Raw genomic sequence first — 21011 nt, forward strand, 5'->3', positions numbered from 1 at the left:
AATAATATTTTTGAAAATAAATGTTGAAAAAACATACAATACAGTTGTATTATAGAGTTTAGCTGTCTGGCAAAAAAAGAAGAAATAGGGAGGAAAACAATGACACAGGAAATAGCTAATCCTTTAGGAACACAACCAATAGGAAAATTATTAAAAAAATTCGCAGTGCCAAGTATTATATCAATGATAGTAATGTCCCTATATAATATAGTAGACCAAATTTTTATAGGACAAACAGTAGGAGAGTTAGGAAATGCGGCAACTAATGTGGCTTTTCCGCTTACAACTTTATGCCTTGCTACAGCTCTTACATTAGGTATAGGTTCGGCATCAGGCTTTAATTTAAACATAGGGGCAGGTGACACAAAGAAAGCACCATATTACATAGGTAATGCAACAACACTTATGCTTATTATAGGTGTGATTATAGGAGTTATCGGTATAGTTTTTATGAAGCCAATGCTTTTATTTTTTGGTTCAACAGACAAGGTGCTTCCTTTTGCAATGGAATATACAAGAGTTATTGCATTAGGATTTCCGGCAGCCATTGTATCAGCAGGTGGAGCACATTTAGTAAGGGCAGATGGTAATCCTAACTTTTCAATGGCGTGCAATCTGACAGGGGCGGTTATTAATGTTGTACTTGATTATATTTTTGTAATTCTCTTTGGTTGGGGAATGTCAGGTGCTGCAATTGCTACAATTATCGGTCAGTACGTTGCTACATTAATGGTTATTTGGTATTTAATACATTTTAAAACAGTTAAATTAAAGAAAGAGCATTTTGTGCCAAATGCAAAAATATGTTTAAGAGCAAGTCACCTTGGTATGGCTCAAGGACTAAATCAGTTGGCAATTATGTTTGTTCAGATTGTAATGAACAAGACACTAACATATTACGGGGCGTTAAGTTCATACGGAGCAAATATACCCCTTGCAGTATGCGGAATTGTAATGAAGGTAAATCAGGTTTACTTCTCAGTTTGTATTGGGGTAGCCCAGGGCATGCAGCCAATTGTAAGTTTTAACAGAGGAGCAGGAAAGTTTGACAGAGTTAAGAGAACCTACAAGATGGCACTTACATGCAACGTTGTAATTTCATGTATTGCATTTGTTGTATTTCAGTTATTCCCTGAACAGCTTTTAAGCATATTTGGTTCAGGAAGCAAAGAATACATACAGTTTGGAGTCAAATTCTTTAGAGTATTTTTATTTATGACATTTTTAAATGGAATACAGCCAATAACATCAACATTTTGTACAGTTATCGGTGAACCTAACAAGGGAACATTTTTATCTCTTACAAGACAGGTGATTTGTTTTATTCCTTTAATGTTGGTTCTTCCAATTATTTTTACAACAATAGGTGGAAAGGCAATGGGAATTGAAGGTGTAATGTACGTTGCACCGATTTCAGATTTTCTTGCAGCAGCACTGTCACTTATAGTCGTAAGAAAAGTGTTTAAAACATTGCAGTAACTTAACAAAATTATATATTTTAAACACAGATTATATAAAAGGTAACTTATTGAAAAATAATAAAAAAAATTTTGAAAAAAAGAAAAATATGTACTATACAAAATAGAATATGTTGTGCTATAATACGTTAGGCGGACACAATATCTTGTGTTCGCTTAAAAAACGGACAAAATATAGGAATCACCCCATAAATAGGGGAGTTCAGGCAGAATAAAGGGATTTTTTGGAGATAAGATTAACAATATTTAGAACAATAGTTAGGGAAATATACAAGAAATTGCAAAGGAGATAGGTATTAATATGGAGTCAAAGATTAGAAGAGTTATTAAGAGAAATGGAGAGGAAGTTTCTTTTGATGTAAATAAAATCCTAAATGCAATTAGAGCTGCAAATAACGAAGTGGAACCAATACACAAGTTAAATGAATACCAGATTGCAGCAGTAGGAAATATACTTGAGAAAGAAATTATGTCTACACAGCATGCCACATCAGTTGAAGATATTCAGGATATGGTTGAACGTGGAATTATGGAAATGCGTGGCTATGAAGTTGCACAGAAGTATGTAAGATACCGTTATGTACGTGAACTTGCACGTAAAACTAATACAACAGACGAAGGAATTCTTGCGCTTATTGAACAGTTAAACGAAGAAGTTAAGCAGGAGAACTCAAACAAAAATCCTACAATTAACTCAACTCAAAGAGATTATATGGCAGGCGAAGTTAGTAAGGATTTAACAAGACGTATATTATTACCTGAAGAAATAGTTGAAGCACATGAACAGGGAATTATTCATTTCCACGATTCAGACTATTTTGCTCAAAAAGAGCATAACTGTGACTTAATTAATTTAGAGGATATGTTACAGAACGGAACATGCATTTCAGAAACAAAGATTGATAAACCACATAGTTTCTACACAGCATGTAACGTTACTACACAGATTGTTGCTCAGGTTGCAAGTAATCAGTACGGTGGACAGTCTTTTTCATTAGGACATTTAGCACCATTTGTACAGGTTAGTAGAGAGAAAATTACAAAAGAAGTTTTAGCTGAAAGAGAGCAGATTGGACTTAATTACAGCGATGAACAGGTAAAGAAAATTGTTGAGAGAAGATTAAAAGACGAAATCAACAGAGGTATACAGACTATTCAGTATCAGCTTATTACACTTATGACATGTAATGGACAGGCTCCTTTTGTAACAATGTTTATGTACCTTGATGAAGTGCCTGAAGGTCAGACAAGAGATGACTTGGCTACACTTATAGAAGAAGTATTAAAGCAGCGTATTCAGGGTGTAAAAAATGAAAAAGGTGTTTGGATTACACCGGCATTCCCTAAGATTATATATGTTTTAGACGAAGACAATGTAACACCTGATTCAAAATATTGGAAGTTAACAGAACTTGCAGCAAAATGTACAGCTAAACGTATGGTACCTGATTATATTTCAGCCAAAGTAATGAAAGAAATGAAACAGGGGTGCGTTTATCCATGTATGGGATGTCGTTCATTCCTTACTGTAGAAGACAGTCAGAGAAATGAAGACGGAAGCCATAAGTTCTATGGACGTTTCAACCAGGGTGTTGTAACTATTAACTTAGTTGATGTTGCATGTTCATCTAACGGAGATATGGATTTATTCTGGAAAATTTTAGATGAAAGATTAGAGTTATGTCACAGAGCATTAAGATGCAGACACGAAAGATTACTTGGAACACCTTCAGATGTGGCACCAATTCTTTGGCAAAATGGAGCATTGGCCCGTCTTAAAAAAGGTGAAACAATTGATAAATTATTATTTGATGGATATTCAACAATATCTCTTGGTTACGCCGGACTTTATGAAATGTGTGTAAGAATGACAGGTAAATCACATACAGATCCTGAGGCTAGACCATTTGCTCTTAAAGTTATGCAGAGACTTAACGACAAATGTGCAGAATGGAAAGCAGCAGAGAACATTAGTTATTCAGTATATGGTACACCAATGGAATCTACAACATATAAGTTTGCAAAATGTTTACAGAAGAGATTTGGAATTATTAAAGGCGTTACAGACAAGAATTACATTACAAACAGTTACCACGTACATGTTACAGAAAAAATAGACGCTTTCAGCAAACTTAAATTCGAATCAGATTTCCAGAAATTATCACCGGGTGGAGCTATCAGTTATGTAGAAGTTCCAAACCTACAGGATAATATAGAAGCAGTAATCGAAGTAATGAAGTTTATTTATGACAACATTATGTACGCTGAATTAAATACAAAATCAGATTATTGCGAATGTTGTGGATATAACGGCGAAATTCAAATTATAAATGATGAAAAAACAGGCAAACTTGTTTGGGAATGTCCAAACTGTGGAAACAGAGACCAGGACAAAATGAGTGTTGCTAGAAGAACTTGCGGTTACATCGGAACACAGTTCTGGAACCAGGGAAGAACACAGGAAATAAAAGATAGAGTGCTTCATCTATAAAAACATAAACAACCGGAAAAAATTTCGGATATAATTAAAAAATGAACTTTAAGAACAAGAACAGCATTGACAATTGTCGATGCTGTTTTTGTGGTTTAGTTCTTTTTTGTGATTTTTGCAATAGACATTCTATTTAATTATAAGTAAACAAAACAATGCAACACATTTTACAAAAAACGTTACTCATATTATACACAATATACAATGACACAAAAAAAAGAAACAATAAGACGAAAATGTCGTTTTTTGAAAAAAGGATATTGTAAAAATTGTTAATTGAATAAAAAACAAAATTGTGTAAAAATATAGTTAAGTTAGCTGTAGGTACATTGTGGAGGAACAGATATGACTGGGTACTCGCAATGTATATAATGGGGAATTCCTTAATAAACATAATAGGTAAGGAGATAATGAAAAATGAAACTAAAACAATATTTAATGCTATCAGTCATTGTGTGTGTACTAATAGTAACAAGTGGTTGTACTAATACAAATTCCAAGCTAAGTGGTAAAGAAAAAAAATATAGCGTAGCAGTTGTGAAAACGCCAAAAACAAATAATATATTCGGAAAAACAAAAATAGAATTTTTCAACCAGCATTTAAAATCAATTAAAACAAATAAATATTCTTATGGTGGCGTTGGCAGAACAAATTTTGGATTACCAATAAAAAAGGGAAAATATATTTATGAAATGAGTATAGGTCACGGAATAGATAAAAAAAATGTAAAGTCTTGCAGTTGAATACTGAAACAGGAGAAATAAAGGAATATAAAGTATGTAAATATACAAATAACATATGCGTAGATGAAAAATACATATATGGAATAGCTAATTTAAACGGAGCAACAACAGTTAGCAGAACTACTATTAAAGATAATAAAATGGACGAGGTAGAAGTGAAAAATGAAATGTGCATGGAGTGTTGCGTATATAGTGGAGATTTTTATAGACTAACCGATTGGATAAATGGAAGAGCATTTCTAGCCAAAGTAGACTTTGATGGAAAAGACAAATCAGGTAATAAAATAGAGTTGACGAAATATTGTGACGAAGATACAGAACCTTTATCTTTTTATGAATATAAAAATAAGCTCTATATGCCGGGGAGAAAAAGCCTGTTGTATGTTAAAAATAACAAGGTTCATAAAATAAAAATAAAAACTTTAAAGTATACTGATCCTATATTGGTAAAGGGCGTAGGGAATTATTTGTATGTATTAGTGGCATCTATGCATGCACAAAACAATGATTCAAAAATTATAAAGTATAATATGGATTTAGAAAAAATCGAAACAGAGTATAATATTAATTCATGTGCTATACAGTATGATGTTGTAGGAAATAAATTATATATTGTAAACTTTGATGATGAAATAGTTGAATACATAATGGAAAAAGATAAATTAACAGAAAAAAACAGAACAGAAGTAGAAGTAGACGATAATGAATATATATCGGCTATGTATGCAAAATAAATATTAATTATTAAATAAGCTGCACACTAAACAATTAGCGTGCAGCTTATTTAATATGGCAAAAATCAGTTGGGAATAATGTGTTTTCAAGTCATACAAACACTAAAAAATTATGTTTTAACCAGTGATTGCAAAATTGAGTAGTGGCTATTCAGGATTAAATATTGTTAAAAAATCGTTTCATATTTTACTCCTAAATGGTATAATTATAGCAAGTTTGCAGGTCGGATAAAATTGAATAATAAAAATTAACCCTAGTTAAATGATAACTCTGGTTGAATAGTAAATATATTTATATAAATAGCTTACACGCAAAGAGATTATATATAAATGGAACAGGAGAAAAATATGATTGTAGAACATTTAAAGGATCATTTTTTTAATGAACTAACAAAGGAAGAACATCTAGAGAAAATAAAAGAGGGTACATTGTCTTATAACAGACTAATGACCTATTACAGATGTGCCATTATGGAGGTGGAAACTAAGTTTAAGGTGCTAAACGAACAGTTTTCACTACGTTATGACGAGAACCCTATTGAGGCAATTAAGTCAAGACTTAAGTCACCGGATAGTATAATGAAAAAAATGCGAAAGAAAAATATTCCAATGACAACAGAAGGAATTGAGGAAAATATTTTTGATATTGCAGGAATTAGAATAATTTGTTCTTTTAAGGAAGATATTTATAAAATGGCAGATTTACTGTTACAGCAGGATGACATAACATTAATCGAAAAGAAGGATTATATTAAAAATCCTAAAGAAAGTGGCTACAGGAGTCTTCATTTGATTGTTGAAGTACCAATATTTTTGGAAAACGAAAAAAGAGCCATGAAAGTAGAAGTTCAGCTTAGAACAATTGCTATGGATTTTTGGGCAAGTCTTGAGCACAAATTAAGATACAAGAAAGATTTAGATGAGGATATCCTTGAAAAATTGTCAAAAGAATTAACAGAGTGTGCCCTAAAGTGTGCCGATTTAGACCAAAAAATGGAAAACATTAAGAAAAGTATTGAAAAGAACGCACTTGCAAAAGGAATCAAATAGATATTTTAATATAAAAATAAACAGTAAAAAAGGAGACAGATTATGATTTTTGAATTTAGTAAGATGGAAGATACAGTAATTCCTAATTTTTATGGTGGAGAAAAACAGATTAGTGCCAAAATGCATGTGGACGACAATTTAAAATTAATGAAAGGCACTTTAATTCCGGGAGCTTCCATAGGTGTTCACACTCACGAAAATAACAGCGAAGTAGTTTTTGCACTTTCAGGGGAAGCGGAAGTAATAATGGACGGGAAGACAGAAATTTTAAAACCCGGTACAGTTCATTATTGTCCAATGGGACATAGTCATGGAATGGTAAATAAAGGTACAGAGGATTTTGTAATGTATGCAGTTGTACCTAATCATAAATTATAAAAAGGAATCGGTATAGCGTATGAATGGAGTGTCATTTTATAAGGAAAAACTAACGGATGGTAAAGCTGTGTATTTTACACAGGACAATTTTAATATTAAAAATGATGGAACGGAAGATGTAAGTGTGCAGTTACAGGAAGCAATCCACGCTGTTGTAAAACAGGATGGATATGGAGTGCTATTTGTGCCTGAAGGTAAGTACCTTCTTAGTAGAACAATCTATGTTCCAAAAGCAGTACGAATTATAGGTTATGGCAAGAACAGACCTGAATTTATTTTACAGGATAATGCGGATGGTTTTGATGAACCACATCCTGAACAAAAAGGTGGTTTTAAATATCTGTTTTGGTTTACTAACAAAATGGAAGAGGACGAAAGTCGTATTCAGGATGCCAATCCGGGAACTTTTTACAGTGCAATGTCTAACGTAAATGTAAGTCTGGGCAGGGGCAATTCTCAGGCAGTGGCTTTTAGAACTCATTACGCACAGCATTGTTTCATTAATCATATCGATATTAATGTTGAGTCAGGAATGGCAGGCATTTACGATGTTGGAAACGAAATGGAAGATATTTTCATTAATGGTGGAAAGTATGGCATCGTTACTACAAAGTGTTCTCCGGGCTGGCCTTTTGTTATGGTTGATGTAAGGTTTAACGGTCAGACTGCAGCAGCCATTAGAACCCACGAAGCAGGTCTTAATATAATAAGAGCTCACAGCACTAACACATCCAAGTTCATTGATGTTGATGAAGGTTATTTTGAAAAATTAATTATAGAAGACTCAATATTTGAGGACATGAATACATTTTTGGACATTGCTCAGGAGAAAAATCAGCTTACACAGATTAATGTAAAAAACTGTTATCTGAGGGCAGTGGAAAATATTGTTTCTTTTAAAGACACAGGAAGAAAAATAAACAGCGAAGATTACCAGTGCAGATTGAAAAAGTATACCCATGGAATTGTGGCAAGTGACATTAATCCTGACAAACAGTTCCACGATGAAATTTACCGCTATGCAAGAGAAGTGGATTATTCTATTTTAAAAACAGACCTGCCGGTACTTCAGGAGATGAAATTGTGGGCAAATGCTAAAGATCTAGGCTTGAAAGGTGATGGCGTTACAGATGATACAGAAGCCTTAAAGAATGCAGTTGAAAAGTATCAGACAATATATTTCCCACAGGGAGAATACATTTTAACAGACACAATTACTTTAAAAGAGGATACTTCTTTTGTTGGTATGAATCCGGTTTCCACAAGATTAGTATTAAAAGAAAATGCAGAGAAATTTACAGGTTTTGGAAAGGTAAAACCTTTCATAAAGACATCAACCGGAAAGAATATTCTCTTTGGATTAGGCGTGTACACAGGTGGTCGAAATCCTAGAGCATGTGGTGTGTTCTGGTGTGCCAACGGCGATTCATATATGAACGACGTGAAATTCTTTGGTGGTCATGGTAATTTGGTCAAAGGCACAGGCGACTTTGAAATGCCATACGACAGAGGAAGAGCAAGAGACGCTGACCTTAAGAAAATATGGGACTATCAATATCCAAGTTTGTTAATCAGAAATGGTGGAGGTATTTTTAAAGACGTTTGGTCAGCCAGCCCTTATGTTACAGCAGGTGTTCAAATTGAGAAAAACAGTTCTCCAATTAGAATTTACTGTTTGTCCTTAGAACATCATCAAAGATGCGAAATTAGAATGATAAAGGCAAAAGACGTAACAATTTATGGTTTCCAAAGTGAAGAGGAAAAAGCAGAGGGCGAATTTGCACAGCCAATAGAATTACATAATTGTAAGGATATTACTTTTGCATCAACCTACTGTTTCAGAACTGTATTTGTAAACAAGCCTTATCCATATTGTGTCAAAACCTGGGATTGTGAAAACATTAAATTCCTTAATGTACACAATTATTCTCAGATGAAATATACAATAGACAATTTCCTATTAGATGTTAATACAGGCATTGAGGTAAGACCTTGGCAGGCGGCAAGAATTGAAGTTACTGGAAAAGAAACAAGTCACATAACAAGAAATACGGTAGTTGAATTTTCAATGGATTCCAAAAATAAATATAGTAATGAATTATTATACAGTGGATTTAGATTTGCTGATGGTGGCTGTTGTGACGGCAGAGGTAACTTCTATTTCCTTGATAGCTTAGACAAGAAGATTTATCGAATAGATGGCAAAACCCTGAAGATGACAATGTATTTTGAATCACCGTTCAAGATTAATTCTATTGGTTTTGACACAAGAGACAATATTGTTGTAGTTGGTGAATATTCAATTCCAAGAGAAGCTACTTTAAATGGCAAGGAAATAATAAACAACTTACCACCTGACAGCTATGGCACATCTTATGGCTTCTGGTATGACAGCAGAGCAATTGTTGTGGCATTTACAATTGACAAAAATGGTGACATTGAGAAATTGCACAAAGTCAATATAGGCGATATTAAACCGGAAAGAGTTTTATATCCGGGAAACCGTTGGAGAGATGGAAATGACTTTGAACAGGTTGTTACCTACAATCCAAAGAAGGCATTTTTGGCAAAAGACGGAAAGACAATTATCCCATGCCACTATGATTTAATGAGAGCAAATAATTTATCAAGATCAAAGCCGGGAAGAAAGTTATATTCAGTAGATGAATTGTACAAGCGCGTATGGCAGTGTGATATTACAGAAGACGGTTTACTGGAGAACCCGGTTCCGATTATAGAAGAGGGCGATTATAAAGTAAGAAAGTTTAACAATAAAATTTACGTGGCAGATGACAATATTAAAATATATGAAGATTTCAAATTGTCAGACACAATTAAGTTGCCACAAAGACCTACAACTTTTGATTTTGGAGGGGAGAAGAGAAACAATCTTATTGTGACAACGAGACATGCAGTATATTTAGTAAAGGATTATTAAAATTATGAGAAAAGGATTGATTATGGCATTAGCTGCGTTGTTGGCTTTTACCATGGTAGGTTGCGGTGGCAGCAAAAATAATAGCAAAAATAACAGCGATAGTGCAAAGGAATCTAAAGAAAAAATAACATACGTTTCAAAAGGAAATCCTGTAACTGACAACAAGATTTTCGGAGATAATGTTTATGTTTTTGACAGCAAAGACAAAATAGAAGATGCACAGAACAAAATAGATTCGGTGTACAAAAAACAGGAGTCAAATCAGTTTGGTGATGAGCGATATGCACTTTTGTTTAAATCCGGTAAGTATGATAAATCATTATCTGTAAAAGTAGGATTTTATACTCAGGTTTCAGGTTTAGGAATTGAACCTACAGATACTAATATTAATCAATTATGGGTCGATGCAAAGTGGATGGGCACAAATGCAACATGTAACTTCTGGAGAAGTGCAGAAAACTTTTCCATTAATAAATATTGTATGTGGGCTAATTCTCAGGCAGTTTCATTACGACGAGTTAATTCAAGTGATGGGATTGTTTTAAGTGATGGAGAAGGCTGGTCAAGTGGCGGTTTTATTGCAGACAGCAAATTTGACGGGACAGTTTCTTCAGGTTCACAGCAGCAGTATTTATGTAGAAATAATCAGTGGAACAACTGGGAAAACGGTGTTTGGAACATGGTTTTTGTAGGCGAGGAAGCTTACAGTAATCCTTCAGGAGAGTGGCCATACGCTCCATATACAGTAGTGGAAGAGTCACCGGTAGTACAGGAGAAGCCATATATTTGCTACGATAATGACAAAGGCTATGGGGTTATGGTTCCAAAACTTCGCAAAAATGCACAAGGCATTTCATGGGAAAATGGTGTAACAGGCACATTTTACAGCCTAAACACTTTTTACATTGCAAATCCTGACAAAGACAATAGCAAAACATTAAACAAGGCTTTAGCTGACGGAAAGAATATTTTATTTACACCGGGCATCTATAATATAAAAGAAACTCTAAAAGTAACAAAGAAAGATACAATTATTTACGGTATGGGACTGGCTACACTTGAAGCTTCAAAAGGAAATGTTGTCATGAATGTTTCAGATGAAGACGGTATAAAGGTATGCGGACTTTTGTTTGATGCAGGTGAAAAAGAGTCAGAAACATTATTACAGGTTGGCGATAAGAAAACAAATGTATCTCATGAAAAAAATCCACTTTCTTTTAGTGATGTGTACTTTAGAGTTGGTGGTGGAAAGTACGCAGGCAAGGTTAAAAACTGCGTAACAATTAACAGCAATAACGTAATAGGCGATAATTTCTGGGTATGGCGAGCTGACCATAGCACAAATGTAGGTTGGGACGTTAACACAGCAACTAACGGAATTATCATTAACGGTGATAATGTAACAATGTATGGTTTGTTTGTGGAACACTTTAAGGAATATCAGACTATTTGGAATGGCGAAAATGGTAAATTATTCTTTTACCAAAGTGAGTTGCCATACGATGTGCCAAAGCAGGAAGCCTATAAAAGCCACAATGGAAAAGTCAACGGCTGTGCTTCAATTAAAGTTGTAGACAGTGTTAAAAAGTTTGAGAGCTACGGCATAGGTGTTTACTGTTATAACAGAGACAGTGACATAGACATTACATCAGCAGTGGAAGTTCCTGATAGAAAAGGAGTTAAGCTACATAACACATGCACAGTAAAACTAAACGGTCAGGGACAGATTTCCCACATTATAAACAAAAGTGGAACAGCAACTGAAAATTTAGGTGATGCATGCAGAATAAGAGAATACGAAAACGGAATTATTATTCAATAAAAAATATATAGAAGGATAGTAGAAATAAATGATACTTAAAGAAACTTCCATATTGGAAACAGACAGGAAGCAGTAGTTGCTATGTGTAAGGAACATGACATTCAGTTAATGGCATATTCACCACTTGCAACAGGTGGCTTGGTAAATGATGAATATGTTGCAAAAATTGCTGAAAAATACAACGCAACAATTCCACAGATTTGTGTTAGATATTGTATTCAAAAAGATGCAATAGCTATTCCAAAATCAACTAAGGAAGAAAGAATTATTTCTAACGTACAGGTTGATTTTGAAATAAGCAATGAAGATATGGAATATCTTGATAAAAAATAATTAACTTGTCATCACGTTCACAAGAAATAATTAATCTTTTACTTTATAGCAAGGAATAGTCTTGTGAATATAGCGGAAAGGACAATTAACTTGTCCAACCGCCGTCTAGAGTAATAATTTGCCCGGTTAGATAAGAACCAGCTTCACTTATGGAATATACAGTTTTGGCTACATCTTCAGGTGTGCCCAGTCTGCCAACAGGTATTTCTTCTATTATAGAAGCGATATCCTCAGAATCTAAATGTGAATTCATTTTGGTATCAATGATACCGCACGCAATTCCATTAACTTGAATATTAGAAGGTGCCAGCTCTTTTGCTAAAGCTTTAGTGAAAGTGTTAATGGCACCTTTTGTTGTAGAATAGGCAACTTCACAGGAAGCACCACAATTACCCCAAACAGATGATATATTAATAATCTGACCATAACCCTGCTTCAAAAATAAAGGTATTAATGCCTGACTAACAGAAATAGCAGAAGTAACATTTGTATTCCATATTTTGTTCCATGAATCCTCATTTAAGTCCTGCAATAATCCAATTATAGAAATCCCCGCATTATTAATAAGAAGATTCACATTGAGATTATTTTCACTAATATAGTCTGCAATTTCCTTGCCGCAGGAAAAAGAAGACAAATCACATTTAAGAGTATGCAAATTATCTCCATAAATATCAATTAATTCGTCTAAAGCTTCATTATTATTAAAATAAATACCTACAACAGTATAATTTTTTTCTAAAAGAAATCTTGCAATTTCTTTTCCAATATCTCCTGATGCTCCGGTAACAATAGCAGTTTTTTTCATGTTTTCCCTTCCTTTCATCTCGCAAGCAACCTGCCTACATATTCAGCCATGCAGCTCGATTTCGCTTTGCTTCATCTCGCAAGCAGCCTGCCTATATATTCAGCCATGCAGCTCGATTTCGCTTTGCTTCATCTCGCAAGCAGCCTGCCTACATATTCAGCCATGCAGCTCGATTCCACTTCGTTTCATCTCGCAAGCAGCCTGCCTACATATTCAGCCATGCAGCTCGATTCCACTTCGTTTCATCTCGCTGATTTGGATTCTCCAAATACATAAAAACAGTAATGCTTAAAAGAATGCAAGCATTCTTTTTTTGCCTTCCTGTTTTTATGTGCATGGCTGAATTGTTATACACATACAATACCACATTCAGGTATAGGTTGACAGATTTTTTTTTCAATGTTATTATTGTAATACTATTGTAACATTTTATGTTAAAATATATTTTATGGAGGCGTATAATAATGAAGCACAATTGTGCAAAGAAAATTGCAGGAGGATGTTTTGCATTAGCTATGACATTTGCCCTTGCACAACCAATGCTTGCTGATGACTTAAATACGGAAATGGCAAGTGCAGGAGCAGCAGTTGATATTGAGAATTACATATCAAGCACAGGAAGTGAAGACGGTTTGTCATCATATCTTCCGGCACCTGAGAAGACAGAAAACAAAACAACAAAGGTTGAAAGCAAAAAGACAACAAACGAAAACAAATTATTTTCCAATATTGCCATCGCAAAGGTTGAAGGTGGTAGCGAAGGTTATGTAAATGTTAGAAGAAGACCTTCAGCAAAAGGAAAAAGAGTTGGTAAGATTTATAATAACTGTGGAGCCACAATCATTGAAGAGACAAGCAATGGCTGGTACAAGATAAAGTCTGGTAATTGTACAGGATACATTAAGGCTGAATTTTTTGTAACAGGTAACAAGGCACAGTCAAGAGCATTAGATAATGGTTATGTTTTTGCTAATGTAACAGCAACAGGTGTTCACGTTAGAGAAAAGTCATCTACTAAGTCAGATATTGTTACAAACGTATATCGTAACGAAGATTATTCAATTAGAAAATACAGCGCTGATGGCAAATGGGTAAAGATTAAGATCGCCGATGGCGTTAGTGGTTGGGTTTCAGCAGATTTTGTAAAAGTTAGTGTTGATATGGACACAGCAGTTACAATGAAGGAAGAAAAGGCTATTAAGAAAGCACAGAGACAAAAAGAGAAAGCTGCAAGAAAAGCAGCTCAGGCAGCAGCCAAGGCCAAGGCTAAGGCTCAGGCACAGCAGAGAGCTTCTGAGGAAGAAGAAATAGGTGAAGCACAGCCAAGACAGAATACAAATACTAACAGTAATACATATACAGCACCAAAAACAACAAGACAGCAGACAACACAGGCACCACAGAATAATAATACTCAGACATCATCAGGCGGGGCATCTGCAGTAGTTGCTTATGCAAAGCAGTTTTTAGGTAATCCGTATGTATATGGCGGTTCAAGTTTAACAAACGGAACAGACTGTTCAGGATTTACAATGTCAGTATATGCACACTTTGGATACTCACTTAACAGATCATCATATACTCAGGTATACAACGGAAGAGCTGTCTCATTAGGTTCATTACAGCCAGGTGATTTATTATTCTACAAATATAATAGTTCAACAATTTCTCACGTTGCAATGTACATTGGCGGTGGTCAGATAATACATGCATCAACAGAAGAAACAGGAATTATAATAAGTGGTATGGGTTCACCTTGTGCAGCAAGAAGAATCATAAACTAATTTAATAAAAAAGCATTATTACCTACAACATATAGGGCTTATGTTACTATATGTTGTAGGTCTTTTTTTATCTCTCAAAAAGCCTGTTTTATAAAACTAAAGTCACCACATTTGTCAAGGATATATGTGAAAAATGCACAATTTCATAACTTCCCCACAAAACATCTGTTCTTTTATAATTCGACAAAGATTTACATAAAATCTGTGTGAAAAAAGTTAATAATGTTAATAAGTCGGTTAATAACCCATAAAATCTAAAAAAAACCTATGTTAATACATGTTAATAACTAGAAAATGGTAAATTTATGTTAAATGTAATCGAATGTACGAAAAACCGCAAAAATTGTATAAAATGCACAAAAAGATAGTTAAAAATATAACTAATGAAAAATGTGTGATTTTCGTTGTTAAAAGTAGGTGGTTTATGGTATAATCTAGTTACTAGATAACGAAAGGAAGTGGTACCATGAAAATTAAAATTTTCGGAAAAAATATTGAGGTGACAGAGGGCATCAAAGGCGCTGTAGAAGAGAAGCTTGGTAAGCTTGACAAATACTTCTCAGAAGAGACAAAAGCAGATGTTACTCTTAGTGTTAACCGAAACGATCAAAAAGTGGAGGTAACAATTCCAGTAAAGGGCGGCATTATTAGAGCAGAAGAAGTTAGTGAGGATATGTATGCTTCTATTGACATGGTAGAGGAGACAATAGAACGTCAGTTAGTTAAATATAAGAATAAGTTAGTTGACAAGAAAAAATCATATCGCGACAATTTCACAAATGATTACATCGAAGCTGATTATGAAGATGAGGACGAAGATGTAGTTAAGATTGTAAGAACAAAGAGCTTTGGCATTAAACCTATGGATGCTGAAGAAGCTTGTATTCAGATGGAATTATTAGGACATAACTTTTTTGTATTCCTTAATGCAGAAACAGATGAAGTGAACGTGGTTTATAAGAGAAAGGGCGGTACATTCGGATTAATCGAACCAAACTTCGACTAGAATATTGCGTGATATTTAAGTAAGCGGAATCGCTGTTGACATATTAGTGTATGTTAACAGCGATTTCTTTGTTTTTAACGGAAAGTTTACAAAATTTACAATAAAATAAAATCTAATATGTTGAATTAATAACGGTAAAATGTTAATATATTCGATAGTGTGTGAAATACTTTGGCAATGGGAATTGATTGAAAACAGCAATTGATACCACGTTGCAGATCAGAATAAATTTAAAGAGGAGATTGCAATGGGTGTAATTAACAAAATTATTGGCACGCATAGTGAGCGTGAATTAAAAAGACATAAGCATACATTAGACAAGGTTTTAGCTCTTAAACCTGAAATGGAAAAATTAACAGATGATGAAATGAGAGCAAAAACAGAAGAATTCAAGAAAAGATATGCAGAGGGGGAAACATTAGACGATTTACTTCCTGAAGCTTTCGCTTTAGTAAGAGAAGCAACAAGAAGAACTCTTGGAACAGAACATTATCCTTGTCAGATAATGGGTGGTATTATTCTTCACCAGGGACGTATAGCAGAAATGAAAACAGGTGAAGGTAAGACACAGACATGTTTGCTTCCGGCATATTTAAATGCATTAACAGGAAAGGGAGTTCATATCGTAACAGTTAATGAATACCTTGCTACTCGAGATGCTGAATGGATGGGACAGGTTCATAGATTTTTAGGACTTACAGTTGGTTGTGTCCTTTCAGACATGGAACATGAAGACAAGAAAGCAGCTTATGACTGCGACATAACATATATTACAAATAACGAACTTGGATTTGATTACCTTAGAGATAACATGGTTGTATACAAGGAACAGTTAGTTCAGCGTGGATTAGCTTACTGTATTATCGATGAGGTTGACTCTGTTCTTATTGATGAAGCAAGAACACCACTTATCATTTCAGGTCAGAGTGGTAAGTCTACAAAGCTTTATGAAATGTGCGATATTTTAGCAAGACAGATGGAAAGAGGAACAGCAAGTCCTGAATTGAGCAAGATGGATGCCCTTATGGGTGTTGATATCGAAGAAGATGGTGATTTCTTAGTAAATGAAAAGGATAAGATTATTAACCTTACAGCACAGGGTATTGCAAAGGTTGAAAAATTCTTCCACATAGATAACTATGCAGATGCTGAAAACTTAGAATTACAGCATAATGTTATTTTAGCTTTAAGAGCACATAACTTAATGCATAGAGATCAGGATTACGTTGTAAAAGACGACGAAGTATTAATCGTTGATGAATTTACAGGTCGTATAATGCCTGGCCGTAGATATTCTGATGGACTACATCAGGCTATTGAAGCAAAAGAACATGTAAAAGTTAACAGAGAAAGTAAGACACTTGCTACAATTACATTCCAGAACTTCTTTAACAAGTATGAAAAGAAGGCTGGTATGACAGGTACAGCCCTTACTGAAGAAAAAGAATTTAGAGATATTTACAGCATGGACGTTGTTGAAATACCAACAAACAGACCAATTGCCCGTATTGACCACGAAGATGCAGTATTTAAAACAAAGCGTGGTAAATTAAAAGCAGTAGCTGATGATATCGAACAGTCACATGCAAAAGGACAGCCTGTTTTGGTTGGTACAATTAACATTGATGCTTCAGAAGAGATTAGTGATATCTTAAAGAAACGTGGTATACCACATCAGGTATTGAATGCTAAATATCATGAAAAAGAAGCAGAAATTGTAGCACAGGCAGGACAGCATGGAGCAGTAACTATCGCTACTAACATGGCTGGTCGTGGTACTGATATTAAACTTGATGATGCAGCAAGAGAAGCAGGCGGACTTAAGATTATTGGTACAGAGCGTCATGAATCACGACGTATCGATAATCAGTTAAGAGGTCGTTCAGGTCGTCAGGGAGATGTTGGTGAATCTAAGTTCTACATCTCACTTGAAGATGACATTATGAGACTTTTTGCTTCAGAAAAATTAATGTCAGTATTTAATGCATTAGGGGTACCTGAAGACGAAGAGTTACATCACAAGGCGCTCACAAGTACAATTGAAAGAGCTCAGAAGAAGATTGAAGGAAATAACTTTGGTATAAGAAAGAACCTTATGGAATATGATAAGGTTAATAATGACCAGAGAGAAATCATATACGCTGAAAGAGCAAGAGTTCTTAACGGTGAAAACATGAGAGATGCAATAATCAAGATGATTAACGAAATTATTGAATCTCAGGTTGATATGTTTGCAGGCGATGATCAGTCACCAAAAGATTGGGATATTGCAGGTTTAGTTCAGTCATTATTTGAAATTATTCCATTTAAGTTAAAGAGCAAACCGGAAGAACTTGAAAAATATACAAAGTCTGAATTCAAACAGAAATTAAAGGAAGAAGCTTTGAAATTATATGAAGCAAAAGAAGCAGAATTCCCAGAACCTGAACATATTAGAGAACTTGAAAGAATTGTCCTTCTTAAAGTAATCGACCAGAAATGGATGGATCACTTAGATGACATGGAACAGTTAAAACAGGGTATCGGTCTTATGGCTTACGGTCAGAAAGATCCGGCTGTTGAATACAAGATTCAAGGTTTCGAAATGTTTGGCTATATGATTGAAAACATTAAGATTGATACTGTAAAGACTTTATATCATATTCAGGTTGAGCAGAACGTTGAACGTGAAGAGGTAGCAGAAGTTACAGGAACAAACAAAGATGACTCAGATGGAGTTAAGAAGCCAAAGCAGAGAGTTGAAGCTAAGATTTATCCAAATGATCCATGTCCTTGTGGAAGTGGAAAGAAATATAAGAACTGTTGTGGACGTAAAGCATAAGTTCATATAATAAAAATTACGAGAAGGCGGGGATTACCCGCCTTTTCTTGAAATTATAAAACAACAAGTGAGGGAATATTGTGGTTGAATTTGAACAATACAAATATGAGTGGAACCAGTACAAAGATAAAGTAAAAGAACTTGCAGCTTCTTTTGATATTGAAACAAAAGAAAACAGAATACGCGAAATTGAAGAAGCAATGGAACAACAGGAGTTTTGGGATGATGTTGAAAAATCGCAGAAGCTGATGAAGGAATTGAAAAATCTTAAATCTCAAATAGACACAATTTCAAAAATCCAAAGGGATTATGAAGATATTGGAATTTTGATAGATATGGGCAATGAAGAGGAAGATGCGTCTATCGTTGAAGATGTAAAAGAACAGTTAAATGAATTTATAGAAAATTTTGAAAAAACAAAAATAGACACTCTTTTATCAGGAGAATATGACAAATGTAACGCAATTCTTAAATTAAATGCAGGAGCCGGTGGAACAGAATCCTGCGATTGGGCAAGTATGCTTTATAGAATGTTTACAAGATGGGCAGAGTCAAAAGGTTATAAGACTGAAGTTTTAGATTTTTTAGATGGTGACGAAGCAGGAATAAAGTCAATAACTTTTCAGGTTAATGGAGAAAATGCCTATGGTTATTTGAAATCTGAAAAGGGAGTTCACAGGCTTGTTAGAATATCACCATTTAACGCGGCAGGCAAAAGACAGACTTCATTTGTATCTTTAGATGTAATGCCGGATATTGAGGAAGATTTAGATGTGGAAATTAATGACGACGATATAAGAATTGATACATATAGATCAAGTGGCGCAGGTGGACAGCATATTAACAAAACATCATCTGCTGTTAGAATTACTCATATGCCAACAGGCATAGTTGTTCAATGCCAGAATGAAAGATCACAGCTTCAGAACAAAGACAAGGCAATGAAAATGTTGAAGGCAAAATTATACATGCTAAAAAAACAGGAAGAGGAAGAAAAGCGCTCAGGAATCAGAGGTGAAGTAAAAGAGATTGGCTGGGGCAACCAAATAAGGTCTTATGTAATGCAACCGTATACTATGGTCAAAGATCATAGAACAAACGTGGAGGTTACTGACGTTAACAAGGTTTTAGATGGCTACATTGATCCTTTTATTAATGGATATTTGAAATGGATTAATACAGCTAATGAGGAAAGTTAGTATTATAAACCACTTTAACACTTTACCGAACTACCACAATATTGCATAAAAACCCATGTAATTTATTAAAAAAATTAATAAATATGCAATAATTTGTTATGAAAACAAAGTAAACAGCTTAAAATTAGTTGATAAAAATATTTAACCATGCTAAAATTTACGAAGAATTTGCACCATGAAGGGCAGAAACACAATTAAGGAGGAAATATGATAAAGGTAGCAATCTTAGGATACGGAACAGTAGGTTCAGGTGTATTTGAAATTATAAATGAAAATAAAGAGCTTATTACTGCAAATGCAGGTGAAGAAATTGATGTAAAATATGTATTAGATTTAAGAGAATTTCCGGGAGATCCATGCGAAAGCGTTTTAGTACATGACTACAATGTTATTTTAAACGATCCTGAAGTAGAAGTAGTAATTGAAGTAATGGGTGGGTTAAAACCAGCGTATGATTTTGTAAAATCAGCATTACTTGCAAAGAAGAGCGTGTGTACATCTAACAAGGAGTTAGTTGCAAAATACGGTGCAGAGCTTATTAAGATTGCTCAGTCAAACAATAGAAACTTCTTATTTGAAGCAGCAGTAGGTGGCGGAATTCCTATTATCCGTCCAATGAACATGCATATTACAGCAGATAAGATTTGTGAAATTACAGGTATATTAAACGGTACAACAAACTATATTCTTACAAAGATGGATAAAGAAGGTGCTGATTTTGACAGCACATTAAAGAAAGCACAGGAATTAGGTTATGCAGAACGTAATCCTGAAGCTGATATTGAAGGTTATGATGCAGTTAGAAAGATTGCAATTTTAGCTTCATTAGCAAAAGGAAAGACAGTTGATTTTGAAGAAATTTACACAGAAGGTATTTCAAAAATTACAGCTGAAGACTTTAAGTACGCAAAGAAAATGGGCCGTTCAATTAAGTTATTAGGAAAATGCAAAAACGAAGATACAGGTGTTGTATGTTCAGTAGCGCCAAGACTTTTAGCACCTGACCATCCATTATACAACGTTAGTGGTGTAACTAACGGTATTTTAGTACGTGGAAACATGGTTGGTGATTTAGTATTTATCGGTAGCGGTGCAGGCAAACTTCCTACAGCAAGTGCGGTAGTATCTGACGTGGTTGATAGCGTTAGACATTTGAATGTTTCTACAACTGTAATGTGGAAAGAAGAAAAGCTTGAAGTTGAAGATTTCTCAAAATCAAAGAAGAAGTTCTTTGTTAGAACAACAAAGTCAAAAGAAGAAGTTGAAGCTGTATTTGGAAATGTAGAATACATTGATGCAGGAATTTCAGGAGAAATCGGTTTTGCTACAGAAAAATTAAGCGAACAGGATTTTGATGCAAAAGCTGAAAAATTAGGAAATGTAATCTCTAGAATTAGAATTGAAGGATAATAAAAGATAAATTAG

At 34.4% G+C, this 21011-nt stretch carries 15 protein-coding genes; 14 read left to right on the top strand and 1 reads right to left on the bottom strand.

The features are described from left to right. Positions 1-99 precede the first annotated feature (99 nt). The 9 genes from ACQY63_RS00005 to ACQY63_RS00045 all read left to right on the top strand — a co-directional run bounded on the left by ACQY63_RS00005 (position 100) and on the right by ACQY63_RS00045 (position 11968). Positions 100-1479: an MATE family efflux transporter gene (locus ACQY63_RS00005; protein ID WP_428244539.1), complete on the top strand. Its 1380-nt coding sequence runs from the start codon at positions 100-102 to the stop codon at positions 1477-1479. 300 nt (positions 1480-1779) lie between these two features. Continuing rightward, on the top strand, positions 1780-3969 hold the full coding sequence (gene nrdD, locus ACQY63_RS00010) for an anaerobic ribonucleoside-triphosphate reductase (RefSeq protein ID WP_022165220.1): 2190 nt from the start codon (positions 1780-1782) through the stop codon (positions 3967-3969). Positions 3970-4386: 417 nt separating this feature from the next. Continuing rightward, positions 4387-4713: a hypothetical protein gene (locus ACQY63_RS00015; RefSeq protein WP_022165219.1), complete on the top strand. Its 327-nt coding sequence runs from the start codon at positions 4387-4389 to the stop codon at positions 4711-4713. Further along, positions 4710-5447: a hypothetical protein gene (locus ACQY63_RS00020; RefSeq protein WP_022165218.1), complete on the top strand. Its 738-nt coding sequence runs from the start codon at positions 4710-4712 to the stop codon at positions 5445-5447. Before ACQY63_RS00015 ends, ACQY63_RS00020 begins: the two co-directional genes overlap by 4 nt. Positions 5448-5795: 348 nt before the next feature. Then, positions 5796-6497 carry a GTP pyrophosphokinase gene (locus ACQY63_RS00025; protein ID WP_022165217.1) on the top strand — a complete coding sequence of 234 codons (702 nt, stop codon included), beginning with the start codon at positions 5796-5798 and terminating at the stop codon, positions 6495-6497. 42 nt (positions 6498-6539) lie between these two features. Next, on the top strand, positions 6540-6875 hold the full coding sequence (locus ACQY63_RS00030) for a cupin domain-containing protein (protein WP_022165216.1): 336 nt from the start codon (positions 6540-6542) through the stop codon (positions 6873-6875). A 19-nt stretch (positions 6876-6894) separates the two neighbouring features. Next, positions 6895-9813, top strand: a complete 2919-nt coding sequence (locus ACQY63_RS00035) for a glycosyl hydrolase family 28-related protein (RefSeq protein ID WP_412622959.1) — start codon at positions 6895-6897, stop codon at positions 9811-9813. A gap of 4 nt (positions 9814-9817) precedes the next feature. Continuing rightward, positions 9818-11635 carry a sialidase gene (locus ACQY63_RS00040; protein ID WP_412622958.1) on the top strand — a complete coding sequence of 606 codons (1818 nt, stop codon included), beginning with the start codon at positions 9818-9820 and terminating at the stop codon, positions 11633-11635. Between the two features lie 51 nt (positions 11636-11686). Further along, entirely contained in the window at positions 11687-11968 is a 282-nt protein-coding gene (locus ACQY63_RS00045; protein WP_412622962.1) for an aldo/keto reductase, read from the top strand. Between the two features lie 85 nt (positions 11969-12053). Here ACQY63_RS00045 and ymfI read toward each other — a convergent pair whose 3' ends face one another. After that, complete coding sequence (ymfI, locus tag ACQY63_RS00050) at positions 12054-12776, bottom strand: elongation factor P 5-aminopentanone reductase (RefSeq protein WP_412622957.1); 723 nt, start codon at positions 12774-12776, stop codon at positions 12054-12056. Positions 12777-13240: 464 nt separating this feature from the next. On the opposite strand from ymfI, the gene ACQY63_RS00055 reads away from it, so the two are divergent. The 5 genes from ACQY63_RS00055 to ACQY63_RS00075 all read left to right on the top strand — a co-directional run bounded on the left by ACQY63_RS00055 (position 13241) and on the right by ACQY63_RS00075 (position 20996). Continuing rightward, positions 13241-14560 carry an NlpC/P60 family protein gene (locus tag ACQY63_RS00055; protein WP_412622956.1) on the top strand — a complete coding sequence of 440 codons (1320 nt, stop codon included), beginning with the start codon at positions 13241-13243 and terminating at the stop codon, positions 14558-14560. A gap of 466 nt (positions 14561-15026) precedes the next feature. Continuing rightward, positions 15027-15566, top strand: coding sequence for a ribosome hibernation-promoting factor, HPF/YfiA family (hpf, locus tag ACQY63_RS00060; RefSeq protein WP_022164538.1), 540 nt, complete (start codon positions 15027-15029; stop codon positions 15564-15566). Between the two features lie 247 nt (positions 15567-15813). Further along, the gene (gene secA / locus ACQY63_RS00065; protein ID WP_302689847.1) at positions 15814-18387 is read left to right on the top strand and encodes a preprotein translocase subunit SecA; all 2574 of its coding nucleotides are present in this window, start codon (positions 15814-15816) and stop codon (positions 18385-18387) included. An 80-nt stretch (positions 18388-18467) separates the two neighbouring features. Further along, positions 18468-19586 carry a peptide chain release factor 2 gene (gene prfB, locus ACQY63_RS00070; RefSeq protein WP_022165273.1) on the top strand — a complete coding sequence of 373 codons (1119 nt, stop codon included), beginning with the start codon at positions 18468-18470 and terminating at the stop codon, positions 19584-19586. A gap of 207 nt (positions 19587-19793) precedes the next feature. Next, positions 19794-20996: a homoserine dehydrogenase gene (locus tag ACQY63_RS00075; RefSeq protein ID WP_022165274.1), complete on the top strand. Its 1203-nt coding sequence runs from the start codon at positions 19794-19796 to the stop codon at positions 20994-20996. The last annotated feature ends 15 nt before the right edge of the window (positions 20997-21011 follow it).

Source organism: Eubacterium sp. Marseille-QA0814 (assembly GCF_965119675.1).
Lineage (GTDB): Bacteria > Bacillota > Clostridia > Lachnospirales > Lachnospiraceae > Eubacterium_G.